Annotated in this window: 12 protein-coding genes and 1 other annotated feature; of the genes, 2 read left to right on the top strand and 10 right to left on the bottom strand. The window is 39.7% G+C overall.

All coding sequences use genetic code 11. The features are described from left to right. Positions 1–53: 53 nt before the first annotated feature. The 3 genes from AAEU29_RS05410 to AAEU29_RS05420 form a co-directional block, all read right to left on the bottom strand. Positions 54–713 carry a GAF domain-containing protein gene (locus tag AAEU29_RS05410; RefSeq protein ID WP_421972393.1) on the bottom strand — a complete coding sequence of 220 codons (660 nt, stop codon included), beginning with the start codon at positions 711–713 and terminating at the stop codon, positions 54–56. Between the two features lie 69 nt (positions 714–782). Next, complete coding sequence (locus AAEU29_RS05415) at positions 783–2,429, bottom strand: ATP-binding SpoIIE family protein phosphatase (protein WP_421972394.1); 1,647 nt, start codon at positions 2,427–2,429, stop codon at positions 783–785. A gap of 7 nt (positions 2,430–2,436) precedes the next feature. Beyond that, positions 2,437–2,742 (bottom strand): STAS domain-containing protein, encoded by a 306-nt coding sequence (locus tag AAEU29_RS05420; RefSeq protein WP_274760578.1) that lies wholly within the window; start codon positions 2,740–2,742, stop codon positions 2,437–2,439. Between the two features lie 180 nt (positions 2,743–2,922). On the opposite strand from AAEU29_RS05420, the gene AAEU29_RS05425 reads away from it, so the two are divergent. Next, positions 2,923–3,252 carry an SUI1 family translation initiation factor gene (locus tag AAEU29_RS05425; protein ID WP_274760579.1) on the top strand — a complete coding sequence of 110 codons (330 nt, stop codon included), beginning with the start codon at positions 2,923–2,925 and terminating at the stop codon, positions 3,250–3,252. 46 nt (positions 3,253–3,298) lie between these two features. Here the strand turns inward: AAEU29_RS05425 and AAEU29_RS05430 are convergent, their stop codons facing one another. Further along, entirely contained in the window at positions 3,299–6,316 is a 3,018-nt protein-coding gene (locus tag AAEU29_RS05430; RefSeq protein WP_421972395.1) for a bifunctional diguanylate cyclase/phosphodiesterase, read from the bottom strand. A gap of 189 nt (positions 6,317–6,505) precedes the next feature. Beyond that, positions 6,506–6,622 (top strand) — a sequence feature (Phe leader region). Between the two features lie 25 nt (positions 6,623–6,647). Between AAEU29_RS05430 and AAEU29_RS05435 the strand changes: the two genes are divergently transcribed. Next, entirely contained in the window at positions 6,648–7,805 is a 1,158-nt protein-coding gene (locus AAEU29_RS05435; protein WP_421972396.1) for a chorismate mutase, read from the top strand. A gap of 24 nt (positions 7,806–7,829) precedes the next feature. Here the strand turns inward: AAEU29_RS05435 and tyrA are convergent, their stop codons facing one another. From tyrA to ffh, 6 genes are all read right to left on the bottom strand, one after another. Beyond that, on the bottom strand, positions 7,830–8,957 hold the full coding sequence (gene tyrA / locus AAEU29_RS05440; RefSeq protein WP_421972397.1) for a bifunctional chorismate mutase/prephenate dehydrogenase: 1,128 nt from the start codon (positions 8,955–8,957) through the stop codon (positions 7,830–7,832). A gap of 463 nt (positions 8,958–9,420) precedes the next feature. Then, entirely contained in the window at positions 9,421–9,780 is a 360-nt protein-coding gene (rplS, locus tag AAEU29_RS05445; protein WP_372766006.1) for a 50S ribosomal protein L19, read from the bottom strand. A 34-nt stretch (positions 9,781–9,814) separates the two neighbouring features. Continuing rightward, positions 9,815–10,561, bottom strand: a complete 747-nt coding sequence (gene trmD, locus AAEU29_RS05450; protein ID WP_421972802.1) for a tRNA (guanosine(37)-N1)-methyltransferase TrmD — start codon at positions 10,559–10,561, stop codon at positions 9,815–9,817. A gap of 18 nt (positions 10,562–10,579) precedes the next feature. Then, positions 10,580–11,110, bottom strand: coding sequence for a ribosome maturation factor RimM (gene rimM / locus AAEU29_RS05455; RefSeq protein ID WP_372766004.1), 531 nt, complete (start codon positions 11,108–11,110; stop codon positions 10,580–10,582). A 16-nt stretch (positions 11,111–11,126) separates the two neighbouring features. Continuing rightward, on the bottom strand, positions 11,127–11,375 hold the full coding sequence (rpsP, locus tag AAEU29_RS05460) for a 30S ribosomal protein S16 (protein WP_038640545.1): 249 nt from the start codon (positions 11,373–11,375) through the stop codon (positions 11,127–11,129). A 202-nt stretch (positions 11,376–11,577) separates the two neighbouring features. Further along, entirely contained in the window at positions 11,578–12,951 is a 1,374-nt protein-coding gene (ffh, locus tag AAEU29_RS05465) for a signal recognition particle protein (protein ID WP_372766002.1), read from the bottom strand. Positions 12,952–13,036 lie beyond the last annotated feature (85 nt).

Here is a 13,036-nt window from a genome sequence, read left to right on the forward strand (position 1 = left end):
AAGTATCTAAAGAAAATTTCATGACATGATTGTATAGAACTTTTTGCTTTAGATTATTCAGGTAAGTAATTGGGCACAACCTCACATATTGCTTGTAAAAGCGCCAGTGCATCCTGATTGAAAACATCATTCTCAAATGCTTCAGCGTCTATTATGCCTAATACCTCACCTGACTCTGAAAAATACGGTAAACACACTTCTGATTTAACAGCAGGATCGCAGGTATAATATTCACCACCATTAGCTACATATCGCTCAACATTATTAATCACTCGCCCTTTTCCATGTAATGCGACAAACGCATTGTTACTTATACGCGCATAGTTCTCATCTACTGGAAATAATGGACGGCTTGGATTACCAAAATAACTTAGTTTAAGTAGCTGTATTTGATCTTCAATCTGACGCGATTGGTAAATTCCAAACCAATTAATAAGATTTTGCTTCTCAACAAAAGAGACAATTCTTGAAAGCGCAGCTAATGCTCGAGTATTTGACTCGTTTGCTGCAATGTATTGGGTTAACTCAAAGGGAGCTTCTTGTAACTGACCAAATAAACTGCAACTGCCACCTTCACCAAGCTCTGGAATTAAATACTGCCATACAATTTGTTGTTCATTTGATTGCTGAATTTCGGTTTCAAGTTGCTGACGAAAATCCGCCACTTTAGCTGGGTCGATTACATAATCAGTAAAATCTATTGAATTAGCCATCTAAACATCTACACTTCTTAATTTAAAGTTAGAGTTTATATTTCTTTTATGTTGTTATGCAAGCAAAGTTTAACTGTGAATTAACGAGTAAGTAACCGTAATTTTATTGCCACATTCATTTAAGTTAACAGACTCAGCAATTTCCTTAATTAAGCTAAGGCCTCTGCCATGAAAGTTACTGTCATCATGTGTATCTGTTTTAATAAATCCACTGCCAGAATCTGTGATAGTAAAACTGATTTTTGGGTTATCTGGGATATAGCTGATATCTAATTTTATTTCACCGTCAGTCAAATCAGCTAAACGTTCAGCACGCAATTCGTAGTACTGACAAAAACCATCATCGCTATCTTTGAGGCTCGATTCTAACCCCAATACGCCATGCTCTAATGCATTATTAAAGGTTTCTGAAATAAGTAAAAATAAATTTGAACGATGATCTGAACATCCTTTAATGGCACAAATCATTTCGACCACATCGAGTACTGGATCTGTGCTTTTTAAACGTTCTGCATCAAGTGACATTGAAACATTAAGCGGTGTGCTCATGTATTCATCACTTAGCTTAGGCTTTATTGGTGATGGCAAACACTTTATAAGGGCTAAACTGAGATCATCTTGTTGATCTTGCTTACCTGTAAAACGTTTAACTGATTCAACAATAGAACCAAGCTCAGTAAACGAAGGGGCAGATACTTTTCGTAACAAACGCTCTTCACTAAAAAACTCGCCTCGGTTGTTTTCGGCCTCAATTACACCATCCGTGTACAAGATAATTTTGTCATTTAAATCAGTCTCAACATACACAGTGTCACGCTCAAATTCATATTCATCTAGAATCCCTAACGCCATGTGTCTTGATGTCAGTTTTTGTTTTATTTTTCCATCTTTACTTAGTAAAAAGCCATCGGGCAAACCACCTAACCAAGCAGAAAAAGAGCGACCCGAGCTATTCAATTCAAGAATTGTCGCGGCACAAAACATGTTACCCGGCAATAAATCATACAAGGTGTGGTTTAACTCAGCGGCAATATCACCAACAGATAACCCTTTTTGAGTCATAGAATAGAAAATTTTTGACGCAGGAAGAGCGCCCATTGCAGCAGCTAACCCATGCCCTGTGAAATCCCCCATCAGCACATATACCCCACCTGTACAGCTGGGCGCCATTAAAAATAAATCACCATTAAACATTGAGGCAGGTGAGAGATTAAATTCGATAAGTTCAGGTAATAAAAAGCGGTTTTCTAGTGCGTTATCAAAAATATGTTCGACTAACTCGTGCTCTCGTTCGGTATGAAGTTGATAATACGCAAGCTCGCGATTTTGTTTATACGTTTTTTTGCTTAATTCACGGGTACGCGCATGAGCTTTAATTTTTGCTGACAGTATAACTTTGTCAAACGGCTTGTTGAGAAAGTCATCACCACCAACTTGCAAACACTTTTCAAGGCTGCTTTTGTCATCAAGTGCAGTAATAAAGATGATGGGTAAATAAACTTCTGCAGATTTTGCCTTAAGCAATGGCGCAACCTCAAAACCATCCATTTTGGGCATCACAACATCGAGTAAAACAAGATCGGGGGCAAATTCATCAAAGACGGTTAGCGCTTCCTCTCCGTCCACTGCAAGAGCAACTTGATGCTGCTCCTGCTCGAGCATAAAACGCAAAAGATTGCGGTTTAGCTCCTGATCATCAACAACCAATATTTTCATTGGTTAATCAATCAATATCAAATTTCTTATCAAAACGCGAAATTTGCAAAATCTTTTTAATTTGTGGTCTGCAATTTGTTATATGAATGCCACTAACCGAATCACCAAGTGACTTTTTCATATTGAGCAACATGCCTAAAGCAGAGCTGTCCATATACTCGGTTTCACGTAAATCGATAATGACTTTTGGGGTACTACTGCCAACATCTGCATAAGCACTTCTAAATGATTGAACTAGGTTAAAATCAAACTTGCCCTTAATTTCAATCGTAAATAATTTGCCATCTGGCGAAAGAGCCTTATTCAAACTCATTTAATTCTCCTTGGAATGTCCAAATGCATTGCTAAAATCACGCCATTCGCTTTATTTAAATTAAGTATCTAACCCGCTAATTTGCAAATAATAACTGAAAAAAAACTAAAATAGATAGGACAAATAGTATATTTAAAAAATATGTTAAACTTGCGACATTAGTAATTACTTGGATTTTGTATGTCTGATTCAAATTTAGTTTACTCCACTGAAACCGGAAGAATAAAACAACCCAAAGAAGCACCTGAGTTTGAGGTCAAGTTATTTAAAGATGGCGCTGTGCGCATTGAAAGGCAAACAAAAGGACGCAAAGGCAAAGGCGTAATGCTAGTTGTCGGTATCAACCCAGAAGAGCACGATATCAAGAAGTTGGCAAAATCTCTTAAATCCAAAATGGGACAAGGCGGCGCAGTCAAAGATGGCGTAATTGAAATCCAAGGTGATGACCGAGAAAAGTTAAAAGGACTGTTAGAACAACAAGGCTTTAAGGTAAAAATTGCTGGCGGATAATATAATTGGGAGATAACCTCGGTTATCTCCCAACCTCAAATCACAGCTAAAACTTGTGGCCTTGAATTTTATCAATCATCAATGAAATTTCATGTTCTGGTACAGGCTTGCTATAGAAATAGCCCTGCACTACATCACAATTATTCAATTTCAAAAACTCAACTTGCTCGTCACTTTCTACACCTTCAGCAACTAATTCAAGATTAAGTTTCTGTGCCATCGCAATAATCGCAGCGGTAATTTCCATATCATTGCTGTCTTCAGGGATATCCTTAATGAAAGAGCGGTCAATTTTAAGAATATCGAGAGGAAAACGTTTTAAATAACTTAAAGACGAATAACCGGTACCAAAATCATCAATCGACAATGACACCCCCAGCGCTTTAAGTTGATGCATCTGCTTAATTGAACCCTCAACATCGCCCATCAGCATACTTTCTGTCAGCTCTAAATGAATTCGCGCAGCATCTATTCCTGTTTTGGCGATTACTTTTTCTAGCAATGGAATCAGGCTCGTATCTTTAAATTGGCGCGCCGATAAGTTAATTGAAATATTACTGCCGTGATCTTTCAAGGCCATACGCTGTGCAAAGGCGCACGATTCCCACAATACCCACTCGCCCAATTCAACAATTAAGCCTGTTGTTTCAGCGATTGGAATAAACTTATCAGGGGCGATATAACCTAACGTTGGATGATGCCATCGAATAAGTGCTTCAAAGCCAACAATTTGATCATTATTAATATTGATTTGAGGCTGATAATAAAGCTCAAACTGCTGCTCTTTAATGCCAATTCTAAGTTCATTTTCAATGAACAAGCGCTCTTTTGCTGCAGCATCTAAGGTGTCATTGTAGAAATAATAGGTGTTTTTACCGAGCGCTTTTGCTTCATACATTGCAAGATCAGCATGCTTAAGCAATACATCTTCTTCAGGGCTTTGTTCCGACGCCATAGTAATACCGATACTGGCACTTACAATAACCTCATTACTGCCTAAGCGAATTGGTTGGCTTAAGGTATTTTGAATCGTTAAAGCAACGTCAGCAGCCTGCTCTCTGTCATCTATACCGCTCAGTAAAACAGCAAATTCATCACCACCTAAACGTGCAATTGTATCTTCAGCGCGAAGGCGCTTTTGTAATCGTTGTGCTACTTCTAGAAGTAATTGGTCACCAGCGTCATGACCTAACGTATCATTGATACGCTTAAACTCATCTAAATCAAAATAAAAGAGCGCAAAAGAATAATGACCACGCGAAGCTAAAGCTAAAGATTTCTTTAATTGCATACGGAATAACGCACGGTTAGCAAGCCCGGTTAATGTGTCATAGTAGGCCAGCTGTTCCATTTTGCGCTGACTTTCTTTAACAAACGAAATATCCTGCGCTGATGCCACATAGCTATACACTTTGTGATTATCGTCACGGATAGGTGAAACCGATAGCGAGACCCAAAGCGCACGTTTATCCGTATTGTGTAATAGTGTGTCACCCTTCCAGTGATGACGAGCGAGTAGGTCCTGTACGATGTCTTCTACTAAGATCATCATATCAGGCTCCATTAGCACCAATAATGGTTGGCCAATAAAATGACTTTTCTCAAACCCTGTCATTTCCAGCAATTTAGGGTTTACGTATTCAATATTTAAGTGCTCATCCGTAATAACAACTGCTGAACCCGAGAATTCAACGGCTTTAGAAAGACGGCGTGCACGCTGTTCTGCTTGCTCTTTTTCAGCAAGCTCTAGGCGTAAATCACCCATGGTTTTTTCAAGTTTGCCTGCCATTGCACCAAACTCAAAATTCAAAAGGCCAATTTCATCTTTATTTACTGCTAATTTTTGTGCTGTTTCAAACTGCCCTCTTGCAACTTCACGAGAGCTTGCAACCAGTGCTTTAATTCGTTTAATAACTAAGTGTGACAGTGTTTGATGAAGTAATAAAACGACTAAAACAGCATATAAGATAAAAAGACCAAAGAACTTAACTTCAATTTCATCAATAGCTGAAAGCGCTTCTGAGTGGGTTTTGTAAACGCCAATATACCAATCAAAATCACTAAACTTCTTGATACTAAAAATGTGTTTACTGTCATCAATAGCGAACTCGCCCTGCAATTCATGGCGCTTATTGACCAATAAATTATCTACTTGCGAGCGCAATTCATCTGGCAATTGATTTTTCGTATCCAGTGTGTCGTTCATACTGCCGCTGATACGGGTAATGATATCTGTTTTGCCTTCAAACTGAATTATTTGCCCTGCACTGTTAAGCACAAACAGTTTTGCATCACCTACTTTATCTGGAAACATTGCCTGTAATTTGGGCAACTCAATATCACTGCCTGTCACACCCTTAAATTCGCCACCATAATGCAAAGGCACTATCAGGCTTATCACCCAGCGTTCCCAAATATCGTCATAATAAATTGGGGTCCAAGATGCCTCTAAATTAGGGTTAGATTCCGGAGTGCCAATTTCATAAAACACATCTTGTCTAAAATCGTGGCTCGCAGGCACGTTAAGCGCCCAATTTGGTGGAGAAATACGAATAAAGCGATCTTGGCTTATAAAGTAGAAATTAAAGAAGGTTTCATCTGTTAAAATCGGTGCAAGTTGCGACCACACCTTTTCAGTTTGGGCAAAAATACGTTTGTATTCGTGACTGTAACTTTGTTGGGGTAAAAATGCAGCAGAACGCACACCGGCGACATTTGTACTGGAAGAGCTGCGAATACTGCCGTCTTTTCCAAATACTAATTTGCTCGGTACTATTTTTTCAGCAAGTGCCGACTCAGAATATAACGCTTCAGTTACAATCGTGTTAGCATCAATCGCAATACGCTTTTTTTCGTTCAGAAGACTTTCAAAACGCTCTACAAAAGGTTTTGAAAGTTCCGTAAGCACACCATACTCTTCAAAAAGTAACTGCTTTCGCTCAGATTTAACCATCAAGTAAGCAGCGGTTAATCCAGCGATTAAACAAATCGCTGATATTAATATTGATAACTTAGCACTTAGCGCGTTGATACCAAAACTCGCATCCAAATGTTTAGAGTTCACAATGTAACCTTACTTCTGCTGCAACTCGTTTTTATTATGCTTTGAACTATAAAAGAATCTAATCAATTTCTACACCTTTTTTTAGGTTTAATGCAAAAAAGCCATAATAAATAATGATAAAATTTATTCTAAGGCAAGATACATCCATTTAACGGTTGACTTTGCCACCACTTCTTCCTACATTCGAACTATGAACAGATTAATTTTTAACTTTAGCTTCTTTTTTCACCATCCGTAACTCGGGAGGCGACTTTGTCATGAAAAAGCTAAAGTCAAACTAAACCTCCCACTGGGAGGTTTTTTTTTGCAATTGGGAATGAGGAAAAAGAAAATGTCCAATGCGCTTGAGTCCCTTCGACGGGATATCAATGAGATAGACTCAGAATTACTTGTATTACTCGCCAAAAGGCGCCGAGTAAGTCATGGAGTTGTTGAATACAAAATTGCTAATAACAAACCAATTCGAGATGAACAGCGTGAGCAAGCGCTGCTTGAAAAGTTAATTAGTTATGGCAGCTCACTTGGTCTTGATGGTTATTATGTAAATCGCGTGTTTCAAACCATTATTGAAGATTCGGTATTACACCAACAGGCCATGCTTCAGCAGAACCTAAATCCAGATCTGCACACAGAAACAAATCGTGTGGCTTATTTAGGTGGTCAAGGTTCATACAGCCAACTTGCTTGTCACAAGTACTTCAGCCGTCGCCCTGGCAAACTAGTTGAACTTGGTTGTAGTAGCTTTAATGAAATCACCAATAAAGTAGAAACTGGTCAGGCTGATTTTGGTTTACTACCAATTGAAAATACTTGCTCAGGCAGTATTAACGAAGTGTATGATCTTCTACAGCATACTCAAGTATCAATTGTTGGTGAACTAACCCAGGCAGTTGAGCATTGTTTAGTTGCAAGCCCTGGTGTCGCTATCGAAGATATTGACAAAATTTACGGCCATCCTCAGCCTTTTGCACAGTGTAGCCAGTTTATTAGCAATCTAAGTGGTGTTCAGTTAGCTTATAGCGATTCAACATCTAGCGCATTAAAACAAGCACTTGCTGACAACACAGGCGCTGCAATTGCATCTGAAGATGCAGCGCGTAAAGCTGGCCTTGTGGTGTTAGAGCCAAATCTAGCAAACCAAAGTCACAACCATAGCCGTTTTATTGTGGTTGCTCGTAAAGCCGTGAAAGTGTCAAAGCAAATTCCTACCAAAACAACACTGATTATGGCAACTAAACAGACAGCTGGTGCGCTTGCTGATGCCCTAATGATTTTTAAACAACACAATATCAATTTAGTAAAGCTTGAGTCTCGTCCAGTACCAGGAAATCCATGGGAAGAAGTGTTCTATGTAGATTTAGAAGCAAACATTGATATGCCAGATGTGAGAAATGCATTAGATGCATTAAAAGAGGTTACTGCCTACATCCGTATTTTAGGCTGCTATCAAAGTGAAACATTAAGCGCGGTTAATGTCGCAATAGAGTAAAAAAAGGGGCTAACAGCCCCTTTTTTAATAATCTAACACCTTCGCATCATTTGCCTTACTCAATAATGCTTTACTCTGACTTAAAAAGGTACTCGCTGAATCAGAAAAAAACGTTTTTGCTTTTGCAAAATCATCGATTAGTCCTGCTTTATCATTTTGTTTTAATTTTTCAAACGTTTGCTGAAAAACTTCACAATACTCTTTCATCAATGGTGCTACATCATCAAACTGTGCCAGCATAATATCGCTGTAAAGCTCTGGTGATTGTGCAAATAATCGCCCTACCATCATTAATTCTAAATGGTAAATAGGCGAAGAGCAGGATTCAATTTCTTCCAAACTGTGGCTTTGCTTTGCTAAAAACTGACCATAGACAAATGTCGTTAAGTGGCGCATCACCTGTACGATTTGCATCGCTTCATCGTGTTTTTTAGCATCCATTGCAACAAGATTACATCCCCACACAGTAAGCTGCTCAAGCAAAGAACTCGCAACTTCACAGGTTTTGTTTTGGCACACTACAACGGTTTGTTTAACCCAATGAGGAATATCAGGACCAAACATAGGGTGCAGCGCCAAAATTGGCCCCTGATGATACTTTTCCATCGCACGCAAAGGAGCTGATTTAACACTCGTAATATCAACCAATAAACACTCAGAGTGCAGCTTTGGCAACTCTGAAATAACGCTCTCTAGCGCGTGAATTGGTACCGAGATAATCACGCAACGTGCTTCAGATAATAAGCTGTCACGTTCACTTTGATTATCCTTATCAAGCACGTTTACTTGATAGCCTGAACGCTCCAGCTGCTTTTTAAATAATTGGCCCATTGCCCCTTTACCACCGACAATAACAATGGGCGATAACAGTGGTGCAACGCACGCCAAACCGAGCTGTTGATTTTGATATGATTCACGCATCAAACGGCGAAGCACATCTTCGATAAGTTCAGGGCTTACACCTGCTTTTTCAGCTTCTTTACGACGCGCTGCAATTAACTCCGTCTCTCTTGTCGGCACGTATACAGGTTGCCCTTGCTGTTGTTTATAAGCACCTACTTGAGCAGTTATATAATTGCGTTTAGCAAGCAATTCAACAAGTTGCCTATCGCAATCATCTATTTGTTCTCTCAGGGTTTGTAGTGCGCTCATTATTTTGTAAACCTTTTTATACAGCAAGTAAATATTTATATACAGAATATTATCAAGCTTAGTTGCTCAAGAAAAGGCTTAAAAAGCGATAGTTTATATAACTTTGCTATTAGCGACTCAATCACTGTTATAGTTAAAAACGTTAGGTAGAGAAGTTATATTAAAAGTGAAAAGCCAATTGAGCTAAAACGATCAGCTATTTCTGAGGCTAGTTTTTACAGAGCACTCAACACGGCAGCTAATATATATTAACTACTTATAGAAACAAAAAATCTTAACTTTTATAAAGCTACTTTTATGAGTGTGTTACTTACAAATATTATTCGCAAACTAGATAAATGCGTTAGTTCATCCAGATGAGATGAAAGCCTGTGTGGCTTTTGAATTGAGAATTTTTAAGGTAGGAAAAACAAAACAGGCTGAGCAAAGCTCAGCCTGTTTAGATTCTGAAAGTTCAGACGTATTAGTTAAGTTTTTCTTTAATACGTGCAGACTTACCAGAACGCTCACGTAGATAGTAAAGCTTAGCACGACGAACCGCACCGCGACGCTTACGCTCAACGCTGCTGATTAGCGGGCTGTGTGTTTGGAAAACACGCTCAACACCTTCGCCATTTGATACTTTACGTACAGTGAATGAAGAGTGAAGACCACGGTTACGCTTAGCGATTACCACACCTTCGAACGCCTGTAGACGCTCTTTTTCACCTTCTTTAACACGTACTTTAACAACTACTGTGTCACCAGGGCCGAACTCTGGTAAATCAGATTTAAGTTGCTCATCTTCAAGCACTTTAATAATATTTTGGTTTACTTTTGCCATTATATTTCTCACATTTCCTAGGAGTAACTGTCTTCTAGCCACAAACATTATGTTCTTGCTGAAATTCAGCAAGTAACGTTGCTTGCTCCTCAGTCAGAGCTAGGTTTTGCAACAAGTCCGGACGTCTAAGCCAAGTTCTACCCAACTGCTGCTTTAAGCGCCAGCGAGCGATTTCTTTATGGTTTCCACTGAGTAATACAGCAGGCACCTGCTTGCCATCCAAGTTTTCTGGCCGAGTATAATGAGGACAATCTAATAAACCGTCAGAAAATGAATCCTGTTCGGCTGATTGATTATGACCTAACACGCCTGGCACCAATCGAGATACTGAATCGATTAATGTCATTGCAGCGAGTTCGCCACCGGATAATATAAAATCACCAATTGACCATTCTTCGTCAATGTGCGACTCAATTAACCGCTCATCTATACCTTCATAACGACCTGCCACTAAAATCAACTTTTTGTGGTTTGCAAGTTCTTGCGCACCTTGTTGATCTAGCTTTCTACCTTGTGGTGATAGATAGATTACCTTTGCCCCTTCACCCGCTGAAGCTTTCGCTGCATCGATGGCATCTCGCAATGGTTGTACCATCATTAGCATACCAGGGCCACCGCCGTATGGGCGGTCGTCTACTGTCTTATGCTTGTCAAAAGCATAATCCCGTGGACTCCAACAGTTAAAATCGATTAAACCGTTTTTAACTGCACGACCAGTAACACCTTGCTTTGTTACCGCATCAAACATCTCAGGGAACAGTGAAATAACACCGAACCACATGTGCGCTTGTTGCGACATTTAAAAACTAGGATCCCAGTCTACGGTAACTTCTTTTGCGTCTAAATCCACTTTTAACACTACGCTCTCGGTTAAATATGGAATTAAACGTTCACCTTTTCCAAATCCATCATTAGGGTTAGCTTTAACCACTAAAACATCATTAGAACCTGTTTCTAGCATGTCATCGACTTTACCTAAGTCGTAACCTTTATCAGTTACAACAGATAAACCGATGAGGTCACGCCAATAAAACTCACCTTCTGGTAAGTCTGGCAATTGTTCTTCAAAAACAGCAATTTCAGCATTTGTTAACACATTTGCTTGGTCACGGTCTTCAACATTTGCCAACTTGGCGATAAAACCTTTGTTGTGACGACGCCAGTCGACCACTTCAACGGTTTGCCAGTTTCCTTGTTGCCCTATCAACCATGGGCTGAAATCAAAGATCCCTGCGGGATCATCAGTAAATGAATGAACCTTAAGCCAGCCCTTAATACCATAAGGGGCGCCGAGTTTGCCTGCTATAAATTTGGCTTGCTCTTGACTCATGGTTACATTACGCCTATTAAGCCGCTTTACGAGCGTCTTTAACTAACTTAGCTACACGATCAGAAAGACCTGCACCTTGACCTACCCAGTGATCAACACGAGCAAGATCTAGACGAAGTGATTCTTCTTGACCACGAGCTAGTGGGTTAAAGAAACCTACTTTCTCGATGAAACGACCATCACGCGAGAAACGGCTATCCGCAACCACGATTTGATAGAATGGACGCTTTTTAGCGCCGCCACGTTGCAAACGAATAGTTACCATACCGTCCTCTACATAGATTGATTGATTTCATTAACATAAAAACTAATTTTTACTTCCCTAACGGGAAGCCCGAGAATTGTACGAATTTTTACTCTGATTGCAAGTTAAAATGCACTCTTTTGACGAGTTTGTCGGAAGTAGTGAATGGCTAGTTAATAAAAAAGCACCAAATAAGGTGCTTTTTTAACAAATAAATGAAGGATTAAAACTTCGGACCACCCATCATACCTGGAGGCATCATGTTCTTCATATTGCGCATCATTTTCATCATGCCGCCTTTGCCTTTCATTTTTTTCATCATTTTCTGCATTTGCGTAAATTGTTTAAGCAATTTATTTACGTCTTGTACTTGCGTACCCGAACCTGCAGCAATACGTTTTTTACGTGAACCTTTAATAATTTCAGGACGCTCACGTTCTTTTGGTGTCATCGAGTTGATAATCGCTTCCATTTGATTAAACGTCTTGTCACCAACTTGATCTTTTACCGCATCAGGCAGGTTTGACATTCCAGGCAACTTATCAAGCATGCCCATCATGCCACCCATGTTTTTCATTTGACGAAGTTGATCTGCAAAGTCTTCTAGCGTGAAGCCATCACCTTTCATGACCTTCTTCGCCATTTTTTCAGCTTTCTCTTTGTCGACTTTCATTTCGACTTCTTCAATAAGAGAAAGCACATCACCCATACCTAAAATACGTGATGCAACACGATCTGGGTGGAATGGCTCTAATGCATCGGTTTTTTCACCAACACCAATAAATTTAATTGGCTTGCCTGTAATGTGGCGAATTGACAGCGCCGCACCACCACGGGCATCACCGTCTGTTTTGGTCAGTACAACACCCGTTAATGGCAATGCTTCATCAAACGCTTTTGCGGTATTTGCAGCATCTTGACCTGTCATTGAATCAACAACAAATAGCGTTTCGATTGGCTTAATTGCACCATGTAGCTCAATGATTTCGTCCATCATTTCGCTGTCTACGTGCAAACGACCAGCAGTATCGACAATTACTACATCAATAAATTTCTTTTTCGCATGGTCAATTGCGCCATTGGCAATATCAATTGGCTTTTGTGAAATATCACTTGGGAAAAACTCAACACCAACTTCATTGGCAAGGGTTTCTAGCTGTTTAATCGCCGCTGGACGATAAACATCAGCACTTACTACAAGTACTGATTTCTTTTTACGCTCTTTTAAAAATTTAGACAGTTTACCAACACTGGTAGTCTTACCCGCACCTTGAAGACCTGCCATCATTACAACCGCTGGCGGTTGTGCCGCTAAGTTAAGCTCTTCATTTGCTTCACCCATAGCTTTTTCAAGTTCTTCACGAACAATCTTAATGAAAACCTGACCTGGGCTTAAACTTTTAGTGACTTCGACACCTACAGCACGTTCCTTAACTGTTTTCACAAATTCACGCACTACCGGTAAGGCTACGTCCGCTTCAAGTAGCGCCATACGCACTTCGCGCAGCGTATCTTTAATATTGTCTTCAGTTAATCGACCTCGACCACTGATATTTTTCAGGGTTTTACCAAGGCGTTCCTGTAAGTTCTGAAACATTCACGTTAATCCAAACTAGTATTTTGCGAGAATTATACCTAAGAAACAGGAATAAAAAAGGCTTGCGCTGAGTTACATCAGTTAT

The sequence above is a fragment of the Pseudoalteromonas aquimarina genome (assembly GCF_049257255.1).
Taxonomy (GTDB): Bacteria; Pseudomonadota; Gammaproteobacteria; order Enterobacterales; family Alteromonadaceae; genus Pseudoalteromonas.